19 protein-coding genes, 1 tRNA gene, 1 pseudogene and 1 riboswitch are annotated in these 17,724 nt (G+C 62.9%); of the genes and pseudogenes, 9 read left to right on the forward strand and 12 right to left on the reverse strand.

Annotation, left to right across the window (positions count from 1 at the left end; genetic code table 11):
- Positions 1 to 108 precede the first annotated feature (108 nt).
- Both apaG and QWJ46_RS18660 read right to left on the reverse strand, forming a co-directional pair.
- Positions 109 to 501: a Co2+/Mg2+ efflux protein ApaG gene (gene apaG, locus QWJ46_RS18655; RefSeq protein WP_011423893.1), complete on the reverse strand. Its 393-nt coding sequence runs from the start codon at positions 499 to 501 to the stop codon at positions 109 to 111.
- 224 nt (positions 502 to 725) lie between these two features.
- A complete protein-coding gene (locus QWJ46_RS18660; RefSeq protein ID WP_302752745.1) occupies positions 726 to 1,910 on the reverse strand; it encodes an O-succinylhomoserine sulfhydrylase in 1,185 nt (394 codons plus the stop codon).
- Between the two features lie 42 nt (positions 1,911 to 1,952).
- Positions 1,953 to 2,031, reverse strand: a riboswitch (SAM riboswitch).
- Between the two features lie 74 nt (positions 2,032 to 2,105).
- Here QWJ46_RS18660 and QWJ46_RS18665 point away from each other — a divergent pair.
- Together QWJ46_RS18665 and QWJ46_RS18670 are read left to right on the forward strand one after the other, a co-directional pair.
- Positions 2,106 to 3,200: a 2'-deoxycytidine 5'-triphosphate deaminase gene (locus QWJ46_RS18665; protein ID WP_184459360.1), complete on the forward strand. Its 1,095-nt coding sequence runs from the start codon at positions 2,106 to 2,108 to the stop codon at positions 3,198 to 3,200.
- 61 nt (positions 3,201 to 3,261) lie between these two features.
- Positions 3,262 to 3,335: transfer RNA gene (locus QWJ46_RS18670), tRNA-Gly, on the forward strand.
- 23 nt (positions 3,336 to 3,358) lie between these two features.
- Here the strand turns inward: QWJ46_RS18670 and QWJ46_RS18675 are convergent.
- Positions 3,359 to 3,646, reverse strand: coding sequence for a hypothetical protein (locus QWJ46_RS18675; RefSeq protein ID WP_302752746.1), 288 nt, complete (start codon positions 3,644 to 3,646; stop codon positions 3,359 to 3,361).
- A gap of 351 nt (positions 3,647 to 3,997) precedes the next feature.
- Between QWJ46_RS18675 and QWJ46_RS18680 the strand changes: the two genes are divergently transcribed.
- Complete coding sequence (locus QWJ46_RS18680; RefSeq protein WP_302752748.1) at positions 3,998 to 4,378, forward strand: VOC family protein; 381 nt, start codon at positions 3,998 to 4,000, stop codon at positions 4,376 to 4,378.
- Between the two features lie 248 nt (positions 4,379 to 4,626).
- Here the strand turns inward: QWJ46_RS18680 and QWJ46_RS18685 are convergent, their stop codons facing one another.
- On the reverse strand, positions 4,627 to 6,633 hold the full coding sequence (locus QWJ46_RS18685; RefSeq protein ID WP_302752750.1) for a methyl-accepting chemotaxis protein: 2,007 nt from the start codon (positions 6,631 to 6,633) through the stop codon (positions 4,627 to 4,629).
- 726 nt (positions 6,634 to 7,359) lie between these two features.
- Between QWJ46_RS18685 and QWJ46_RS18690 the strand changes: the two genes are divergently transcribed.
- Positions 7,360 to 8,235, forward strand: a complete 876-nt coding sequence (locus QWJ46_RS18690; RefSeq protein ID WP_302752751.1) for a transporter substrate-binding domain-containing protein — start codon at positions 7,360 to 7,362, stop codon at positions 8,233 to 8,235.
- Positions 8,236 to 8,245: 10 nt separating this feature from the next.
- On the opposite strand, the gene QWJ46_RS18695 is transcribed toward QWJ46_RS18690, so the two are convergent.
- The 5 genes and pseudogenes from QWJ46_RS18695 to QWJ46_RS18715 all read right to left on the reverse strand — a co-directional run bounded on the left by QWJ46_RS18695 (position 8,246) and on the right by QWJ46_RS18715 (position 11,617).
- Positions 8,246 to 8,659 carry a tellurite resistance TerB family protein gene (locus QWJ46_RS18695; protein WP_064800572.1) on the reverse strand — a complete coding sequence of 138 codons (414 nt, stop codon included), beginning with the start codon at positions 8,657 to 8,659 and terminating at the stop codon, positions 8,246 to 8,248.
- Positions 8,660 to 8,747: 88 nt separating this feature from the next.
- Positions 8,748 to 9,457, reverse strand: a pseudogene (locus tag QWJ46_RS18700) (thermonuclease family protein).
- An 11-nt stretch (positions 9,458 to 9,468) separates the two neighbouring features.
- Positions 9,469 to 10,140 carry a helix-turn-helix transcriptional regulator gene (locus QWJ46_RS18705; RefSeq protein ID WP_302752753.1) on the reverse strand — a complete coding sequence of 224 codons (672 nt, stop codon included), beginning with the start codon at positions 10,138 to 10,140 and terminating at the stop codon, positions 9,469 to 9,471.
- 341 nt (positions 10,141 to 10,481) lie between these two features.
- Positions 10,482 to 11,129, reverse strand: a complete 648-nt coding sequence (locus QWJ46_RS18710) for a response regulator transcription factor (protein WP_302752754.1) — start codon at positions 11,127 to 11,129, stop codon at positions 10,482 to 10,484.
- An 89-nt stretch (positions 11,130 to 11,218) separates the two neighbouring features.
- Complete coding sequence (locus QWJ46_RS18715) at positions 11,219 to 11,617, reverse strand: hypothetical protein (protein ID WP_184459345.1); 399 nt, start codon at positions 11,615 to 11,617, stop codon at positions 11,219 to 11,221.
- A 120-nt stretch (positions 11,618 to 11,737) separates the two neighbouring features.
- Between QWJ46_RS18715 and QWJ46_RS18720 the strand changes: the two genes are divergently transcribed.
- The gene (locus tag QWJ46_RS18720) at positions 11,738 to 12,091 is read left to right on the forward strand and encodes a DUF952 domain-containing protein (protein WP_302753064.1); all 354 of its coding nucleotides are present in this window, start codon (positions 11,738 to 11,740) and stop codon (positions 12,089 to 12,091) included.
- Complete coding sequence (locus tag QWJ46_RS18725) at positions 12,088 to 13,176, forward strand: quinone-dependent dihydroorotate dehydrogenase (protein ID WP_302752757.1); 1,089 nt, start codon at positions 12,088 to 12,090, stop codon at positions 13,174 to 13,176. The genes QWJ46_RS18720 and QWJ46_RS18725 overlap by 4 nt, the downstream gene beginning before the upstream one ends.
- On the opposite strand, the gene QWJ46_RS18730 is transcribed toward QWJ46_RS18725, so the two are convergent.
- The 3 genes from QWJ46_RS18730 to QWJ46_RS18740 are packed head-to-tail and all read right to left on the reverse strand — an operon-like array spanning position 13,152 to position 15,290.
- A complete protein-coding gene (locus QWJ46_RS18730; RefSeq protein WP_302752758.1) occupies positions 13,152 to 14,495 on the reverse strand; it encodes an MATE family efflux transporter in 1,344 nt (447 codons plus the stop codon). The genes QWJ46_RS18725 and QWJ46_RS18730 overlap by 25 nt on opposite strands.
- Positions 14,496 to 14,503: 8 nt before the next feature.
- Positions 14,504 to 15,022, reverse strand: a complete 519-nt coding sequence (locus QWJ46_RS18735; protein ID WP_302752760.1) for a CAP domain-containing protein — start codon at positions 15,020 to 15,022, stop codon at positions 14,504 to 14,506.
- 1 nt (position 15,023) lies between these two features.
- Positions 15,024 to 15,290 (reverse strand): DUF6460 domain-containing protein, encoded by a 267-nt coding sequence (locus tag QWJ46_RS18740; RefSeq protein ID WP_184459341.1) that lies wholly within the window; start codon positions 15,288 to 15,290, stop codon positions 15,024 to 15,026.
- 142 nt (positions 15,291 to 15,432) lie between these two features.
- Here QWJ46_RS18740 and QWJ46_RS18745 point away from each other — a divergent pair, with 142 nt between their 5' ends.
- From QWJ46_RS18745 to QWJ46_RS18755, 3 genes are all read left to right on the forward strand, one after another.
- Positions 15,433 to 16,365 carry a methyltransferase gene (locus QWJ46_RS18745; protein WP_302752761.1) on the forward strand — a complete coding sequence of 311 codons (933 nt, stop codon included), beginning with the start codon at positions 15,433 to 15,435 and terminating at the stop codon, positions 16,363 to 16,365.
- A gap of 210 nt (positions 16,366 to 16,575) precedes the next feature.
- Entirely contained in the window at positions 16,576 to 17,211 is a 636-nt protein-coding gene (locus tag QWJ46_RS18750) for a YitT family protein (protein ID WP_184459339.1), read from the forward strand.
- A 311-nt stretch (positions 17,212 to 17,522) separates the two neighbouring features.
- Positions 17,523 to 17,690 (forward strand): hypothetical protein, encoded by a 168-nt coding sequence (locus tag QWJ46_RS18755; protein ID WP_184459404.1) that lies wholly within the window; start codon positions 17,523 to 17,525, stop codon positions 17,688 to 17,690.
- Positions 17,691 to 17,724 lie beyond the last annotated feature (34 nt).

Raw genomic sequence — 17,724 nt, forward strand, 5'->3', positions numbered from 1 at the left:
GCGGAATAGGGTCGCGTCATCCATGCCGGCCATCCTTTCCCGGCATGCATAGGGAATCACATTTCCGCTGATTTGCGAATCCCCGATTCCGGAAAATTGCAGCACGCTCTAATTCAGCACGCGCAACAGCCCCGGCGAGTCAAGCGAGAAGGCTGGGATGTCGACGTCGAACAGCTCGCCTTCATCCGTTTCCATCTGATAATGGCCGAACATCAGGCCTGAGGGCGTGTCGAGCGGGCAGCCGGAGGAATATTCGTAGGTGTCACCGGGGCTGAGCCGCGGCTGTTCGCCTACGACGCCGGGGCCGGTCACTTCGTCCACCTGTCCGTTCTGATCGGTGATGTTCCAGTAGCGGTTGACGAGGCGAACGGCGACGCCGGAATTGTTGCTGATGACGATCCGGTAACCCCAGACATAGCGATCGTCTTCCGGATCGGATTGCTCCTCCAGATAGAACGGTTCGACCACGACTTCGATATCTCTTGTGAGGGCGCGATACATGCCTTGCACCATAGTCAAGATATGTTACCCGTATCTTATAAAGAGGCCCTGTCCGTCAAGAAACGGAACGTTGATCGGCGGTCAAATGGTGATGATCGAATGGTTTTCGATCGTTAAGCCTAACTGTCAGCGTTAATTTTACTTCGGAACGCCAGTGCCGGCGAACTTGTTCCCCGGCCGACAGTGGCCGAACCGCGAATGGGTTCGGCCGCTATTCCAGTCGATCAGGCCGATACCTTGGCGAGCGCCTTCGCGAAATCCTCGATCAGGTCTTCGGTATCCTCGATGCCGGCCGAAAGCCGCACCGTGCCCGGAGAAATGCCGAGTTCGGCACGTGCCTCTTCCGTCAGGTTCTTGTGCGTCGTCGTTGCCGGATGGGTAATCAGGCTTTTGCTGTCGCCGAGATTGTTGGAGATCTTGATGATCTCAAGCGCATTCTGCAGTGCAAAGGCCGCCTCCTTGCCGCCCTTCAGCTCGAAGCAGACGAGCGTCGAGCCGCCGGTCATCTGCTTGGCGATGATCTCGGCCTGCGGGTGATCCTTGCGGCCGGGATAGATCACCTTGGCGACCTTGCCTTGCTCGGCCAGGAAATCGGCGATCTTCGCCGCATTCTCGGTCTGCTGGCGCACGCGCAGCGGCAGTGTCTCGATGCCCTTCAACAGCGTCCAGGCATTGAACGGCGACATGGCCGGGCCGGTATGACGGAAATAGTCGTGCAGGTTCTCGTCGATCCATGCCTTGTCGGCGAGCACCACGCCGCCGAGGCAGCGGCCCTGGCCGTCGATGTGCTTGGTGGCGGAATAGACGACGATATGAGCGCCGAGTTCGAGCGGCTTCTGGAAGAGCGGCGTCGCAAAAACGTTGTCGACGATCAGCTTGGCGCCGACCTGGTTGGCGAGCCTGGCGACGCCTGCAATATCGATCACCTCGAGCGTCGGGTTGGTCGGGCTTTCCAGGAAGAACACCTTGGTGTTGGGGCGGATCGCTTTTTCCCAGTTGGCGAGATCCCGGCCGTCGACCAGCGTGCACTCGACGCCGTATTTCGGCGCCAGCGTTTCCACGACCCAGCGGCAGGAGCCGAACAGGGCGCGGGCGGCGACGATATGGTCGCCTGCCTTGACCTGGCAGAGAACGGCGGCGGCGACGGCCGCCATGCCGGAGGCGGTGGCGCGGGCATCTTCGGCGCCTTCCAACGCGCACATGCGCTTTTCGAACATGTCATTGGTGGGGCTGCCGTAGCGGGCATAGATGAAGCCGTCCGTTTCGCCCTTGAAGCGGGCTTCGGCCGCTTCCGACGTGTCATAGACGAAACCCTGGGTGAGATAGATTGCCTCCGACGTTTCGCCATATTGCGAACGCAGCGTGCCGCCATGGACGAGTTGGGTTGCCGGGCGCCAGGTCTTGCTCATGCCATCACCTTCACATAACAAAAAAACCGGCCGCAAAAGCAGACCGGTTTCAACCCGGTCTTTTTAGCCACTTGTTTAACGTGGCTGCAAGCCGACCGGCCAAATCACCACGGGATAATTCTGCAATACTGCTGTTAGCTGCTTGCGTCAATTCCCCGAGTTTGGTTTTGTCGGCGGCAAAATGATGGATGGGGCATGATGGCTCGCGAAACTGGAATTCTGGCCGACCGCGCGATTGCGGCGCTGTTCGAAACGGGGCGTCTGAACTCCGAGCGGGAGCTCGACCGCGATCAGATCCAGCCGGCAAGCCTTGACCTGCGCTTAGGAAGCAAGGCTTTTCGTGTGCGCGCCTCCTTCATGCCGGGGCCCTCGCATCTGGTGTCGGACAAGCTCGATCGGCTGAGCCTGCATGTGATCGATCTGTCCCAGGGCGCGGTGCTCGAAACCGGCTGCGTCTACATCGTGCCGCTGATGGAGAGCCTGGCGCTGCCGGCCGAGATGTCGGCCTCGGCCAATCCAAAGAGCTCGACCGGCAGGCTCGATATCTTCACCCGCGTCATCACCGACTACGCCCAGGAATTCGACAAGATCCCGACAGGTTATTCCGGCCCGCTCTATCTCGAAATCAGCCCGCGCACCTTCCCGATCGTCGTGCGCCGCGGCTCGCGCCTGTCGCAGATCCGCTTCCGCGTCGGCCAGTCCGTGCTCGGCGAGCCGGAACTTTTGAAGCTGCATGAAAGCGAGACGCTGGTCGCCAGCAAGCAGCCGAACGTCTCGGGCGGCGGCATCGCGCTGTCGATCGACCTCACCGGCGACAAGGACGGCCTGATCGGCTATCGCGGCAAACACCACACCGCCGTCGTCGATGTCGACGAGAAGGATCAGCACGATATTTTCGATTTCTGGGAACCGCTCTATAGCCGCGGCCGCAACGAGCTGATCCTCGATCCCGACGAATTCTATATCCTCGTCTCGCGTGAGGCCGTGCATGTGCCGCCGGATTATGCCGCCGAGATGACCCCCTTCGATCCGCTGGTCGGCGAATTCCGCGTCCACTATGCCGGCTTCTTCGATCCGGGCTTCGGCCATGCGCCGGCAGGCGGGCGCGGCAGCCGCGCCGTGCTCGAGGTGCGCAGCCACGAAGTGCCCTTCATCCTCGAAGACGGCCAGATCGTCGGCCGCCTGGTCTACGAGCACATGCAGGAAAAACCCGCCAGCCTGTACGGCTCCGGCCTCGGCTCCAATTACCAGGCCCAGGGCCTCAAGCTTTCCAAACATTTCCGCATCTGACGCCGGCCTGACGGGCGGCGACTTGACAGCAGCCCCCATCTGTTGGAAATCTCAGCGCATCGCGGGTGTAGCTCAATGGTAGAGCAGCAGCTTCCCAAGCTGAATACGAGGGTTCGATTCCCTTCACCCGCTCCATTCACCCTTCTGGCAATGCCCTTCTAATCCCCGAAAAATCGGATCGGCTTATATTGCCGATGCGCGATGATTAGGCTTCGGTCCGGTTGAATGATGTAGGTTTCCTCTACCTCCCGGCCATACTGGTCGGTGAAATCATGCGGGAAGGAGGAGCCGGGCGGCGATTTGGTGAGCTTGCTGCGCGGCTGGCCGTTATAGGTGATGCTGCCCGGGATGGGTTCGAGGCCCGGCCCGCTGTAGCTGACGGTGTTGCATCCCGTAAGGACGAGAGTGCCGATGAGGCCGATGAGGCCGATGATTGCCGGTTTCATATCCATCCCTTCCGATACGCCGAACGTCGCGATCTTACTCCCGATCGCAACAGACGCACCAGATGAAACGGCGCCTCCGCTTCACGCGTTCGAGAGGCGCTGCCCGGAACGCAGGAAATCAATGCATTGCCGAAACCGGCGCCGTCTGTTAGATCGGAGTGTCGAAAAAGGCAGGATCGGTTGAGGTAAGCCCGATCCCTTCCGTCGAGCGTCACCAGCGCTCACAAGAAGCTCTGCTCCGTGGCCCATGGCACGAGAACCCGCGACGTGGTCCGCATCAAGATGCGGGATCCCGGCGGCGTGCGGAGACGGCAAAAGGCAGTCCCGGGATTTTTTCAAACGGAGACTGTTATGCGCCTGAACCATATCGATTTTCACGTACCCGATATCGCTGCGACAGCGGATTTTTTCATCCGCCATTTCGGCCTGACACTGAAGGATATGCGCGGCCAGAACGGCCTGGCGATCCTGGCCGACGATGCCGGCCTCGAAATCGTCCTCAGCCACGCGATCGCCAAGTTCGGCACCGCCGACCAGGTCGAACTGCAGCGTCAGACCTATCATCTTGGTTTTATTCTGCCCGAAAGGGAGGAGGTCGATGCTGTTCATGCCGGGCTTGTTGCGGCGGGCGCGGTGCTCTCCGGTCCGCCGGTTGCCATGCGCGGCGGCTGGTTGTTTTATTGCACGGCGCCTGGAAATATCCTCGTCGAGGTTGGTTGGCGGCCGGGTTAGAGTGGGCAGCAGCGCCTGCAGGGAGAAAAAGCAGCTTCCGGTTTGCGCCGATAGCTGCCCCTCACCCTAGCCCTTACCCTAGCCCTCTCCCCGTAAACGGGGCGAGGGGACGTGCCAAACGAGAGGCTAGTGGGGAACCGAGAGGTTGCGGCATAACCCCTTCGCCCCGCGTGCGGGGAGAAGGTGTCGGCAGGCGGATGCGGGGCAGGCGGCGAATGCTGAGGCGGAGTATGCTTGTCTCAATCGCCTCAGAATTCCGTCCAGTCACCCTCTTGGCTTTTCGGTGTGCTGCTGCCTGCGCCGAAGGCGTTGGCGAGTGTCTGGCCGAGCGCGCGCGCCGGCGAGGCGGCCGGGCGGGCGGTGCCTTCCCTGGCGACGCGGATCGGCGCCTTCGCGAGAGGGCGCGCAGCGGCGCGTGGTGCTGCGGCCGTCGGCCGGGCCGAAGCGACCGGTGCTGCTGCGGCAAAGGCGCCGGTGCCGGTCAGCCGGAACTGGCCGAGCAGGGTGTTCAGCGCCGACGCTTCGGTGGCGAGGCTGTGGCTGGCGGCCGTCGATTGCTCGACCATCGCCGCATTCTGCTGCGTCCCCTGATCCATGGTGTTGACGGCGGTGTTGATCTCCTGCAGCCCGATCGACTGTTCGCGGGAGGCTTCGGCGATCGCGTGGACGTGCTGGTTGATTTCCTGCACCTCGGTGACGATCACGTCGAGCGCCTTGCCGGTCTCGCCGACCAGCGTGACGCCGGTCTGCACGTGCATGCCGGAATTGGTGATCAGCGACTTGATCTCCTTGGCGGCATTGGCCGAGCGCTGGGCGAGCTCGCGCACTTCCTGGGCGACGACGGCAAAACCTTTGCCGGCTTCGCCGGCGCGCGCGGCTTCGACGCCGGCATTCAAGGCCAGCAGGTTGGTCTGAAAGGCGATGTCGTCGATGACGCCGATGATGTTGGAAATTTCGCCCGAGGATATTTCGATCTCGTGCATGGCGGAGACGGCCTTGCGGACGATCTCGCCGGATCTTTCGGCGCCGAGACGCGTGCGGGTGACGAGCTGGCTCGCCTCCTCGGCGCGCTTGGCGGCGTCGCGCACCGTCGTGGTGATTTCTTCCAGCGCCGCTGCGGTTTCTTCGACCGAGGCCGACTGCTGTTCCGTTCGCCGGGAAAGCTCGTCGGCGGAGGAACGGATCTCGTTGGCGCCGGCGCCGATCGCCCGGGCATTGGCCCCGACCGCCTGCATGGTCTCGTTAAGCTTCTCGATCGAGTGGTTGAAATCCTGGCGCAGCGCATCGAGATGGGCGACGAAGGGCTGGTCGATATGCGAAGCGAGATCGCCGGCGGCAAGGCGGCGCAGGCCATCGCCAAGGGCTGCGACGGCGCGTTCGAGCTCGGCTGCCTCGCGGGCTTTCTGCGCGTCGCGTTCGCGGCGCTCGCCGTCGCTGACGCTGCGGTCTGCCTCGGCGCGTGCCTCGATCTGGCGACGCTCGATCGCATTGTCGCGGAAGATCGAAACCGCCTTTGCCATCTGGCCGACTTCGTCGCGGCGATCGAGACCGCTGATATCGCTATTGGTGTCGCCCTCGGCAAGCCGCGTCATGCGCAGGCTGAGCTTCGTCATCGGGCCGGCAATTCCTTTCTGCGCCACGGCGACGGCGAAGCCGATCCCGGTGAGAACAGCGATGCCGATCAGGACGAAACAGAAGGTGATCTGGCCGTTGACGGACGCGGAAAGCCCGTCGCCGCCGTCGTTGAGCAATGCCATCATCGCATCGTTGTTGGCGATCATCTTCGGCGTCAGCGCGTCGAGCTTGGCATTGATCAGCGCGACATTCGCGAGCGCGCCGGCGCTGTCCTTGGCCTTGCTCTGCTCGATGATCTTGTTGGCCAAAGCTTCGATTTCATCGATGCCGGCCTGGATTTCGTCGATTGCCGCTTTGCGGCTCGGAACCAGTGCGAGGGCCTGTTTCATCCGGTCGCGGGCCTGCGGCAGCTTGCTCGGTGTGGCAAGAGCCGTCTGGAAGGCCGGCGTATCGGGTTTCATGTCGGCCAGCAGGGTGACCTGCAGCACCGAGGCCACCACCGATGCGCTGGCGCGCGCGCTCAGCATCGAGGCCTGCGCCTCATGATCGATAAAGGCGCTATAGGCGGCGTCCGCCTGGCGGAAGTCGGAGATGACATAGACCAGCCCGGCCATCGTGATCAGCCCAAGCAGCGCCACGACCGATATGATTTTGGTGCGGATTTTCAGATGCTTCAACATGGGAAATGTCACCCGATCTGGCCGGCCGCGCCGGGCGTCCGGTGTTTGGAAATTGGATTTGTAAAGAGCGCTGCCTGATTGTCGCGGCGCCGGAAAGGGAGTTGACGCATGCATCATGCATTCGGCTGGCGGGGGTCCGTATCGTCGCGACAAATAGAGGCGATATTCTTTAATTCCGCGCTAACGCGCAGGCGCAGTCCCGCCCTTAATTTGAGGAGAGCAGGAGGTTTGCGCCAACCCCCAAGAGAGCTCAGCGATCGGGGGATGCAAGAAGCGACGCTGGAGCGTGTCCTTCGAGGCTCCGGCCTTTGGCCTACGCGCCTCAGGATGAGGGACGTGGGAGGATGCCGCGGCCAATGAGGAGCGTTGGAGGATGCCCGGGCAAAGGGAGCAGGAGAATGCCGCAACCCAGCCTTCAGGATATCGTCCTCGGAGCAGGTGCCCGTGAAGGTTCGCGCCATCGCTCTAGAGAGCCTCATCCTGAGGCGCCCCGCAGGGGCCTCGAAGGACGAGGCGGGTGCGCTGCTGTGGAGCGATGCAAGGAGCGACGCTGGAGCGTGTCTTCGAGGCTCCGCCTTTGGCCTGTGCGCCTCAGGATCAGGGGCGTGGGACGATGCCGCAGCCGATGAGTTCGTGAGCCTCATCCGCTACTTCACTCCTTGGATATTCCCCGCCGGGCGTGACTCTGTTACATCTCGGCGATCCCAACCCCGACACTGGATCATCATGATTGAATCCCGGCAGGCATCCCCGATTCCTAGGGCTTTTTTAGCGGCCGGCCTGTTTCTGGCGGCGCTGCTTTCGAGCTTTGCGGCATTCGCCCAGCAAGCTGCGCCCTCGCTGCCGTTGCTCTTCGATGCCCGCGAGCGTCTCGCCAGACCGGATCTCTCCTCGCTGGTCCGCCTGCGCTTTCTGACGTCGGTCGATTTCCCGCCGTTTAATTTCACCGATCAGAACGGCAAGCTTTCCGGTTTCAACGTCGATCTCGCCCGCGAAATCTGCAGCGAGCTGGAGATTTCGGACAAGTGCCAGATCCAGGCGATCCCTTTCGCCGATCTCAAGGATGCGCTCGCCGCCTCGCAGGGTGATGCCGTCATCGCAGGCCTTGCGGTGACCCCGGAGCTACGCCGGCAATTTCTCTTCTCCCGGCCATATCTGATGCTGCCGGCGCGCTTCGTGCGCAATCTTGGTGCTCCGCTCGATGGAAAGACCGCCGCAGCGCTCTCGAACAGTCCGGTCGGCGTCGTCAAAGGCACGGTGCACGAGGCGATGCTGGCCGCCTTTTTTCCGGCGCTGAAAGCGCAGGCTTTCGACACGAAGGACGCCCTGCTCGCGGCGCTGAAGGAGCGAAAGGTCGATGCTGCCTTCGCCGATGCGCTGCAGCTTTCTTTCTGGGTCTCTTCGCCGGCCTCCGATAAATGCTGCGCGCTGTTCGACGGCCCCTACCTATCGGAACAATTCCTCGGCGAGGGCATGACGATTATGCTGCGGCAGAAGGACAGTGTGCTGACCTCGGCCATCGACCATGCGCTTGCGACGCTGTCGCGCAACGGCCGTCTTCAGGAAATCTATCTGCGCTATTTTCCCTACGGGCTTTATTGAGCCTCCACACCTATCCCTTGCGGAAGCGGGCAATCGCGCTGCGTTCGATCGCTGCGCAGGTGAGCTTGTCGAGGCTGAGGCGGTCGCGCAGCAGGCTGAGCAGCCGCAGTTCCTCCGCCTTGACCGAGAGATCGGCCGAGGCCACCTCGACCGCAAGCGCATAGGCCGTGTCGTAGAGTTTTGCCGGCAGGGTATCGCGTACGGTTTCGAGAACGACGTCGAGGCCCTCAGGCCCGGCCAGCAGCGCGGCGCAGTCGCGCGCGATCGGAATCAGTTTGTCGTCATCAAAATCCCTGAAAACCGGCAGGAAGCCGATCAGCTGACCGATCCTTTCCATCTCCTTATCGTTCATGGTGCTATCGACGGCCGACGCCATCACCATCACGTAGATCAGCGCATCATGGGCGGAAAGCGGCTTATTCATCTCTGATTCCTTTTTGATCAGCCCAGATTAGGAACTGGCGGCCGCCATTACAAGAGATCGGCAGCATCTCGCCCCGGCGGACGGCCTGTCACTTGCGGCGCGGATCGCCGCCGTAAATGCCTTTCTGCGCCTGTTTCGCCTTCTCGGCGACGGCTGCAAGCGGCGAACCCGCCTCTGCTTCCGCCCAGCCGCTTTCGGCAAGCCACGCGCCGAGATCCTGCGTGCCGAGCCGGCAGGCGGCGATCGCCGTTCCCTTCCATTCCGCCGTATCGAGATCACAGGTGAGGCTGCGGTTGCGCAAGAGCTGGCGCAGCGCCGTCTTCGCCATCATGCCGCAGGGCCATTGCCGGCCTGCCGGCCCGCATATCCTGTCGGCCGGCGTGGGGACGATGCCGGCAAGCTGGAGCCTGCGCTCGCCGAAGGAAAGACTGCCGGCGTTCTCGACCAGCGGCCGCGATAGCTCCATCGCCTTTTTCTCGGCAGGACCTGCAGTTTGGCTGGATGACGGCGCCGCTTGCGGGATAGTGGCGGGTTTAGGCGCCGTGCCATCAGGCGCCGCCGCAGGCGGCGGGGCCGCCGGTTCCACCGAGCGGGCGATCATTTCGGCACGTTCGTCGGATATTGTCGCTGCCGGTTCGGCGGCCCTGGAGGCAACATTCGGCGCCGCGGCCGACGTTCCTCTGCGGCTCCGGTTTCTTCCCCTGCGGTGCCGCCGCGAAGTCTCGCTTCGCCTGCCATCAGCAGGCCGACCACCACCGCCATCCCCGTAATACCTGTAAAGACGGCGGCAGGGCGCATGGAATATCTTCCTACTGGCTGGCCCAGATGATGCGGGCGATCCAATCGACATCGGCAAGATCGAGCGTGCGGTTGGGATGTTCGGGATTGAGCGACATCAGCTCGATCGAGCGCGGGCTCTGGCGCAGCAGCACCTTGGCCATCACTTCGCCCGCGCCTGTGCGCACGACGACGCGGTCGTTGCGGCGCACCTGCGCCCCGGGCTCAACGATCAGCACGTCGCCGTCGCGATAAAGCGGCATCATGCTTTCGCCCTGCACCTCCAGCGCATAGACGCCGGATCGCTGCGACGGGTTGGCCGGAAACTCCACGACGTCCCAGCCATGACCGGCCGGAAAGCCGCTATCGTCGAAGAAGCCGCCGGCGCCGGCCTGGGCGAAGCCGAGCAGAGGAATGGCGCTGCCCGGCGGGGGGGCGGCACGCTCGCCGATCCGCTCTCCGGCGGAACTGGCGGCCGGTTGCATGAAGGCGAGAAACTGCTCCATGCTCGCCCCTGTCGCGTCAAGCACCTTGGCGATCGATTCCGTCGACGGCCAGCGCAGCCGCCCATCGGCGGAAAGCCGTTTCGACTTGTTGAACGAGGTGGGGTCGAGTCCGGCGCGGCGCGCAAGACCGGATGGCGTCAGCTCGTGCCGTTCGGCAAGCCTGTCGATCGCCTCCCAGATCTGCTTGTGTGACAGCATATGCGCCCGATTCCGTGCAGCCTGTCTCAGGCCGCGCTTTAGAGCAATTCCAGGAAAAGCGCCAAGCGGTTTTCCCAGGCAAAGCGCGAAGCGCTTTCGCCGGGAATTGCGTAAATACAAAAGGTTAGAGCGGCTCTGCGCTTCCGTGAAAAGCTGAACCGCTCCAGAGCGCCATGCGTCCGCACAAAGGGCGCTCTAACTCTTTAAATCTACACATCGGCCCGAAAATCGATTCCGATTTTCGGGCCGATGTTGTAGCCGGACGGAATAGTAACCGACCGTGCGGCGCCCGTAAAGGTAAAGGAGGAATAAAATCCTGCCATCGGCGGTTTCGGCGGCCCTCAGGCCACCATCGCCATGTTGATCTTGCCGAGCTGGATGACCGCCTGCGTGCGGCTGTCGACATCGAGCTTCAGCAGGATTGCCGAGACATGCGCCTTGATCGTCGCTTCGGAGACGCCGAGTTCATAGGCGATCTGCTTGTTCAACAGGCCTTCGGCAAGCATGGTCAGCACCCGGCTCTGCTGCGGTGTCAGCGTGTGCAGGCGGTGGATCAGATCGGCGACATCGGGATCCTGCTCCTGGCCGTCGCGATAGCTTTCCGGCGTGGCGATATCGCCGGCAAGCACCGTCTGGATGTTGCGGCGGATGTCTTCGATGCCCGAGGATTTGGAAATAAAGCCGGAAGCGCCGAGCTCCAGCGCCCGGCGGATTGTCGTGGCGTCGTCGCTCGCCGAAACCATGATGATCGGCAGGCTGGCGAATTCTGCGCGCAGCGCCATCAGGCCGGAAAAACCGCTGACGCCGGGCATGGCGAGGTCGAGCAGTATCAGGTCAGCATCCGGATTTGCGCCCGCAGCCGCGCGGGCGGCGGCGAAATCACCGGCCTCGACGATGGTCTGCCGGCCTTCCATGCCGATCACCGCCTGGCGCAGCGCATCGCGAAACAGCGGATGATCGTCCGCGATGATGATGGTCTGTTCCTGCATCGAAAACTCCCTCCCAAGAGTCCGATCATGCCGCACGCGCGCCGTCCCCTCGGCGTTGCATGCATGCTTTCTGAAATGACTATATCAGATCATGTCTTCTGCGGAAGGGGATTGGCTTTTTCGTCAGCCTGGAACTCCTTCACCATCCCCATGAAACTCTTCATCATCCGCTCCATGATGCTGATCGAGCGGTCGATCTCGGCGTCGCTCGGCAGCGCCCGCTGGATGAGGCCTGCCTGTTCCAGCTTGGTCACCCGCTCTGAAAGCCGGTCGAGCTCGTCCTCATAGGCCGCCCGCTCATCGGCCGCCATACGGCAGACGAGGGCGCCGTCCTTGTCCTGGCAGATCGACATGGCGCCGGTCTGGCGGTCCAGCCGGACGAAATGGTCGCCGCTCTTCTCCAGTTGGAATCGGCTCGTATCGGTCTCGGCCGCCGCGGCGCCAAGCGGCAGGAGAACAGCGCCAAGTGCGAGAACCAAAATCTTCATCGTCTCATCCTCCGGATTTTGCCTGGGCTGGCCCCGCTTTTTGAGTGCCGGGGCGTGGACATCGCCGCCTCTTTCCGGCAAAGCGCTCATGACCCAAGGATCAGCAATCGCGAGGCCATGATGACCGTGACACCGACGCTTTACAAGATCGTGACGGAAACGCTCTGGCAGCAAGCCAGACAAAGCGGTGTTTTTCATGGCGCCAGCATCGATCTCAAGGACGGCTTCATCCATTTCTCGACGGTTGACCAGGTGAAGCAGACCGCGGCCCTGCATTTCGCCGGCCAGCCCGGCCTCGTGCTGGTCGCCGTCGATGCCAGCGGCTTCGGTGACAAGCTCCTCTTCGAACCCTCCCGCGGCGGCGATCTCTTCCCGCATCTCTACGCCGATCTGCCGCTTGCGGCCGTGCTCTGGGAGGCGCAGCTGCCGCTCGATGAGAACGGCGTTCATATCTTCCCGGAGCTGCAGCCATGATCGATCCCTTCAAGCGCGTCGCCCGCAAGGGTCTCTTCCTGTTCGATCCGGAAACGGCGCACGGCATGTCGATCGCCGCGCTGAAATCCGGCCTCGTGCCTGCCTGCCGGATCACTGCCGATCCGCGCCTTCGCCAGACCGTCGCCGGCCTCACCTTCGAAAACCCGCTCGGCATGGCGGCCGGCTACGACAAGAATTCCGAGGTGCCCGAAGCGCTCCTGAAGCTCGGCTTCGGTTTTACCGAGATCGGCACCGTGACGCCGAAGCCGCAGGCCGGCAATCCGCGCCCGCGCATCTTCCGCCTGGTCGAGGATGAAGGCGTCATCAACCGCCTCGGTTTCAACAATGAAGGCCATGAGGCCGCCTTCGGGCGGCTCGCGGCATTGACGGGCACCGGCATCGTCGGCGTCAATATCGGCGCCAACAAGGATAGCGACGACCGCATCGCCGATTACGTCGCCGGCATCCGACGTTTTTATTCCGTGGCGCGTTATTTCACCGCCAACATCTCCTCGCCGAACACGCCTGGCCTGCGCGACCTGCAGGCGCGCGAAAGCCTCGCGGCGCTGCTGTCGGCCGTGCTTGCGGCGCGAGACGAGATGGCGGAGAAATCCGGCCGGGAGATCCCCGTCTTTCTGAAGATCGCCCCTGACCTGACCGAGGAAGGCATGGACGATATCGCGGCGGAAGTGCTCGCGCATGCGCTGGATGGGCTGATCGTCTCCAACACCACGCTGTCGCGCGACGGTCTCAAGGACCAGCGACAGGCGAAGGAGGCGGGCGGCCTTTCCGGCGTGCCGCTGTTCGAAAAATCGACGGCGGTGCTTGCCCGGATGCGCAAGCGCGTCGGCCCCGATCTGCCGATCATCGGCGTCGGCGGCGTCTCCTCGGCCGAAACCGCGCTGGAAAAAATCAGGGCGGGCGCCGACCTCGTCCAGCTCTATTCCTGCATGGTCTATGAAGGTCCTGGCCTGCCCGGCGATATCGTCCGCGGCCTCTCCAAGCTCATGGACCGCGAAAAGGTCGGCTCGATCCGCGAACTGCGCGACAGCAGGCTCGATTACTGGGCAGCGCGAAAAGTCTGATCGGCGCGCGGCTTGACCAGCATGGCCAGGAAGAAACCGCGGAACAGCAGGAAGGCGTTCATGCCGAGCCATAGGCCGTGATTGCCGAAGAGCGGCACGAAGACGGCGAGCATGGCGAGGTAGCCGGCAAAGGATATCAGCATGCGGTTGCGCATGTCGACAGACCATGTCGCGCCGATGAAGACTCCGTCCATCAGGAAGGCAAGCGCCCCCGTCAGGCCGGTGATGGCAGCCCAGGGCAGATAGGTTTCGGCGGCTTGGCGCACCTCGGGCGAGGTGGTCAGCACCGAGATCAGCCAGGGTCCGGCGAGGAAGAAGAAGGCGGAAGCGAACGCCGCCAATCCGAACGACCAGATGGTTGTCAGCTTCAGCCCGCGGTCGAAGGCCGGCCGATAACGCGCACCGATCGCCCGGCCGGTAATCTGCTCGGCGGCATTGGCAAGCCCGTCGAGATAATAGCCTGACAGCAGGAAGAAATTCATCAGCACGGCATTGGCGGCCAGTGTCACCGCCCCGAAGCCGGTGCCGATCCGCGTCATGATCGTAAAGGCGCCGATCAGCACGAAGGTGCGGATCAGGATGTCGCGGTTGAGGGCGAAAAGCTCCGCCAGCCGGTGCCGCGAAAAGATCTCCGGCCACGCCGGCCGCTTCGCCTTGGCAAAGCCGCTAAGCACGATGAAAAGTCCGACGATCGCCCCGATCGTTTCACCGGCCATGGTTGCCCAGGCGACCCCCGCCACGCCCCAGCCGAGCGATAGGCCGAGATAGATGGAAAGCAGGATGTTGATACCGTTGATCAGCGCCTGCAGCAGCAGTCCGACACTGCCCTGTCCGCGCCCGAGCACGAAGCCGAGGATGGCGTAATTCGCCAGCGCCGCCGGTGCCGCCAGCATGCGGATCGCGAAATAGGTGCCGGTCGCCTCGGCGATCGCCCCTTCCGCGCCCATCAGCCGCAATCCCGCCGTCTCGAGCAGCGGCGAAAGACAGAGGAGTGCCAGGCCGCAGCCGAGGGCTGAAATCAGCGCCCGCCAGAAGACGGCCTGCTGTTCGTGCCGGTCGCGCCGGCCATAAGCCTGCGCCGTCAGCCCCGTCGTCGAGGCGCGCAGGAAGTTGAAACTGCCGAGGATCAGATCGAAGAGCATGGCGCCGATCGCCAGCCCCGCCAGCGCTTCCGCATCGCCCATATGACCGACGACGGCGGTGCTCGTCAGCCCGAGCAGCGGCGTCGTCATGAAGCCGAGCGTCATCGGAACGGCGATCGACAGCACCAGCCGATGCGTCACGTCGAAAGCGAAGGCGTCGTTGCTGTGCGTATCCATGACCTGCCTCATGTCGAGGCGGAATCGCCTCGGCTGGAAAGCACCATGGCCCAGTAAGGCAGGTTCCTGGAAGACGTATTATGGGCGACGGCGACGCCGAGGCCGTCATAACGCCCGAGCATGTTTTCCAGATGATGCGGCGAATTGATCCAGGCCGTCACCACGGCGTCGACGCTCTGCTGGCCGGAAGCAATGTTTTCGGCCGCTGGCAGCCGCACGCCGCTCGCCTTGACGCGGGTCCCGAAACTGTCGGTCATGCCCATGAGGTGCGCCATCTTGCCGGCGCTCGCCATGCGCTTGGCCTGGAAAAGGGCGGCCGTCTGCGCCGCCGGATCGACCTCAAGCGGCGGCAGGCCGTTCTTCGCCCTCAACTGGTTGACGAGCGGCAGCACGCTCGCCGTCTCGTCCTCGCCGTTCGAGGGCGTGCCGGCAATTCGCGGGGTCGTGGTGCAGCCGGCGATGCCGGCGGCGAGTGCAAGTCCGGAGAGAGTGAGCAGGCTGCGCCTGGAAAGATCGATCGATGTCATGTTACCGGCGATAGCTGAAAACGCGAAGGATGAGGAAGAGCGGGATGACGATCGTCGCCCCGAGCAGGAGATAGTCGCCGACGCGCCCGAGCGCGGCAAAGCCCCGGTGCCATAGGTCCAGGATGAAGTCGCGGAACCCATAGATGATGTTCCACGGCGTCAGGCCGAACACGGTCATGACGAATCCGACGATCAGCGACACCACGATGAGTTTAATCAATGTGCGGCCGAGCGAATCGCCGAGGAACCTGTTCACCTGATCGGACATGCGCCATCTCCTGTTTGCCCATGGAATAAGGTCGCGGTGCGCCGCCTGCAAGCCCTTTCCGGAATTGGCCGCTTCGCCTCTGAAATAGGACTTGAGTTTTTTTGTGGCCGCCGCCAAATGCCAGCGAAACGATAGGTCCGTCATGCAGTCCCACCAGCTTTCCTCAGGCGATGTCATCGCCGACCGCCGCGCCGATTATGCCAGGATGCTCGAAGAAGGCGGCGAGGCGGAGGCAGCGGCCGAGCTGATGGAGCAGGCGCTGGAGCTCGTGCCCGCCTGGGCCGCCGGCTGGTATCGCCTCGCCACCTATCGCGAAGAAGCGGGCAGGGGGGAAGCCGCGATCGAGGCCTATCGCCGGACGCTCGCCCTCGATCCCGAGGATATATTCGGCGCCACCCTCAAGCTTGCCCTTCTCGGCGACGCTGCCATCCCCGACCGGCCGCCGAGCCGCTATGTCGAGCGCCTGTTCGACGATTATGCCGACCGTTTCGAAACGTCGCTCGTCGAAAAACTCGATTACAGCGTGCCGCAGAAGCTTGCCTCCCTCGTCGCCTCCACCGGCAGGCATTACGCATGCGCCGTCGATCTCGGCTGCGGCACCGGCCTGCTCGGCCCCGAGATCGGCGCTTGCGCCGACCGCCTCGAAGGCTTCGACCTATCGCAGAACATGCTGGCCAAGGCCGCGGAGAAACAGGTCTATGATCACCTCGCTCAGGCCGATCTGTCGCTTGCGTCCGATCGCTCCGGCCTGTTCGATGATGCCGGGCGCCGGCGGGCCGACCTCGTGACCGCCGCCGACGTGCTGATGTATCTCGGCAACCTCGAGAGCGTCTTTGCGATCGTCGGCGAACTTGCCGCCGTCGGTGCGGACTTCGCCTTTTCCGTCGAGGATGCGGGCGACGGCGACGGCTTCCATCTCGCCCCGTCGCTGCGTTATGCCCATTCGGAAGCCTATGTGAGGCAGCTGCTTTCCCGCCACGGCTTCGAAATCCTCAAGATCGTCAGGACGGTCATTCGCAAAGATGGCGGAAAACCGGTTTCCGGCATTCTGTTCCTTACGCGCAAGGCCGCGTGAGCGAATATTTCTTGCTATTTTTTAATAGGTCAGCATGGCTTACCTATATCGCTTGATCGCAATGGCAGAAGGCTGATATTGCAGTGATATCCGCCAAGAGCGCGGCGATACAGGCCGGGCCCGCCGGTTCATTTCACACTGGAAAAACGTCACCGCCGTCAGGAGTTCCTCCGAGGCGTTCGCGAACTCGTCTGCCGTGGAGACTGGGATATGACACAGCGAATCAATGCCCTTGGCGTCTGGAACAGCAGCGCGACGCGTCATACGCCGATTGAAGATGTGCAGGGTATCTTCTCCGGCAGCCTAATCGCCGCCCTCGGCCTTTATGTGCTCGCCAGTGCCGGCCTTCTCACCGGCAGCACCGCCGGCGTCGCCTTCCTCCTGCACTATTCCTTCGGCGTCAATTTCGGCATCGCCTTCTTCCTGCTCAACCTGCCGTTCTTCTATCTCTCCTGGAAGCGCCTCGGCATGGTGTTCACCCTCAAGACCTTCATCGCCATCGGCCTGACCTCGGTGCTATCAGACGTGCAGTCACGCTTCTTTTCGATTTCGAGCATCCACCCGGCCTGGGCCGCACTCCTCGGCGGCCTGCTGCTCGGCTTCGGGCTGCTGGCGCTCTATCGCCACCGCGCCAGCCTCGGCGGCGTCGGCATTCTCGGCATCTATCTGCAGGAACGTTTCGGCATCCGCGCCGGCCTCGTCCAGCTCGCCATCGACATGTGCGTCCTCGCCGCCGCCTTTTTCGTCACCACGCCGCCCGTCGTCTTCTATTCAGTCCTCGGCGCCATCGTCCTCAATCTCTTCGTCGCCATCAATCACCGCGCCGACCGCTATATTGCGTTGTAGGGGTGGCTGCCTCATCCCCAAGAAAAGTCCCCTCCCCAACCCCTCCCCACAAGGGGGAGGGGCTAAGCTGGGGCATCGTCTTGCAAACCAACGAGCCGTCTACACACTCTTCGATGGAGGATGAATGTTGCGAAGGCCGCACGGTAAGCCCCTCCCCCTTGTGGGGAGGGGTTGGGGAGGGGACTTTTTTCTTGGCGCGCCGGCCAAACTCAAACCTTACAAATCGGTAACCCACTCTAAACAAATCGTAACTTGCCTCAGATCAGCCCCGGCGCGACACTCCTGTCGCGCCGGATTTGATGAGGTGAACCATGTCAGATTTGGAAAAACTCGTAAGACGCCGCATGCAGGAAGAATACGCCAAGGGCGCTTCCGCAGAGGAAATTACCAAGGTCGTCCGCGACATATTCAACAGCATCGACCTCTCGGACAATGGCTCTGAAGCCGTTGCCGCCCGGGCCGCTGCGGATCACGATTGACCTGATATTCGACCGACCCGAAATCTTCGGGTCG

Source organism: Rhizobium sp. CBN3 (assembly GCF_030518245.1).
GTDB classification, from domain to species: domain Bacteria; phylum Pseudomonadota; class Alphaproteobacteria; order Rhizobiales; family Rhizobiaceae; genus Rhizobium; species Rhizobium aethiopicum_A.

What these genes read in the sequence shown, in the direction of transcription:
- QWJ46_RS18705 (WP_302752753.1), bottom strand. Translation starts at nt 10,140, where the DNA reads ATGCTGTCACACAAGCAGATCTGGGAGGCGATCGACAGGCTTGCCGAA.
- apaG (WP_011423893.1), bottom strand. Translation starts at nt 501, where the DNA reads ATGTATCGCGCCCTCACAAGAGATATCGAAGTCGTGGTCGAACCGTTC.
- QWJ46_RS18710 (WP_302752754.1), bottom strand. Translation starts at nt 11,129, where the DNA reads ATGCAGGAACAGACCATCATCATCGCGGACGATCATCCGCTGTTTCGC.
- QWJ46_RS18690 (WP_302752751.1), top strand. Translation starts at nt 7,360, where the DNA reads ATGATTGAATCCCGGCAGGCATCCCCGATTCCTAGGGCTTTTTTAGCG.
- QWJ46_RS18745 (WP_302752761.1), top strand. Translation starts at nt 15,433, where the DNA reads ATGCAGTCCCACCAGCTTTCCTCAGGCGATGTCATCGCCGACCGCCGC.
- QWJ46_RS18715 (WP_184459345.1), bottom strand. Translation starts at nt 11,617, where the DNA reads ATGAAGATTTTGGTTCTCGCACTTGGCGCTGTTCTCCTGCCGCTTGGC.
- QWJ46_RS18675 (WP_302752746.1), bottom strand. Translation starts at nt 3,646, where the DNA reads ATGAAACCGGCAATCATCGGCCTCATCGGCCTCATCGGCACTCTCGTC.
- QWJ46_RS18665 (WP_184459360.1), top strand. Translation starts at nt 2,106, where the DNA reads ATGATGGCTCGCGAAACTGGAATTCTGGCCGACCGCGCGATTGCGGCG.
- QWJ46_RS18725 (WP_302752757.1), top strand. Translation starts at nt 12,088, where the DNA reads ATGATCGATCCCTTCAAGCGCGTCGCCCGCAAGGGTCTCTTCCTGTTC.
- QWJ46_RS18680 (WP_302752748.1), top strand. Translation starts at nt 3,998, where the DNA reads ATGCGCCTGAACCATATCGATTTTCACGTACCCGATATCGCTGCGACA.
- QWJ46_RS18735 (WP_302752760.1), bottom strand. Translation starts at nt 15,022, where the DNA reads ATGACATCGATCGATCTTTCCAGGCGCAGCCTGCTCACTCTCTCCGGA.
- QWJ46_RS18755 (WP_184459404.1), top strand. Translation starts at nt 17,523, where the DNA reads ATGTCAGATTTGGAAAAACTCGTAAGACGCCGCATGCAGGAAGAATAC.
- QWJ46_RS18685 (WP_302752750.1), bottom strand. Translation starts at nt 6,633, where the DNA reads ATGTTGAAGCATCTGAAAATCCGCACCAAAATCATATCGGTCGTGGCG.
- QWJ46_RS18740 (WP_184459341.1), bottom strand. Translation starts at nt 15,290, where the DNA reads ATGTCCGATCAGGTGAACAGGTTCCTCGGCGATTCGCTCGGCCGCACA.
- QWJ46_RS18750 (WP_184459339.1), top strand. Translation starts at nt 16,576, where the DNA reads ATGACACAGCGAATCAATGCCCTTGGCGTCTGGAACAGCAGCGCGACG.
- QWJ46_RS18695 (WP_064800572.1), bottom strand. Translation starts at nt 8,659, where the DNA reads ATGAATAAGCCGCTTTCCGCCCATGATGCGCTGATCTACGTGATGGTG.
- QWJ46_RS18730 (WP_302752758.1), bottom strand. Translation starts at nt 14,495, where the DNA reads ATGGATACGCACAGCAACGACGCCTTCGCTTTCGACGTGACGCATCGG.
- QWJ46_RS18720 (WP_302753064.1), top strand. Translation starts at nt 11,738, where the DNA reads ATGACCGTGACACCGACGCTTTACAAGATCGTGACGGAAACGCTCTGG.
- QWJ46_RS18660 (WP_302752745.1), bottom strand. Translation starts at nt 1,910, where the DNA reads ATGAGCAAGACCTGGCGCCCGGCAACCCAACTCGTCCATGGCGGCACG.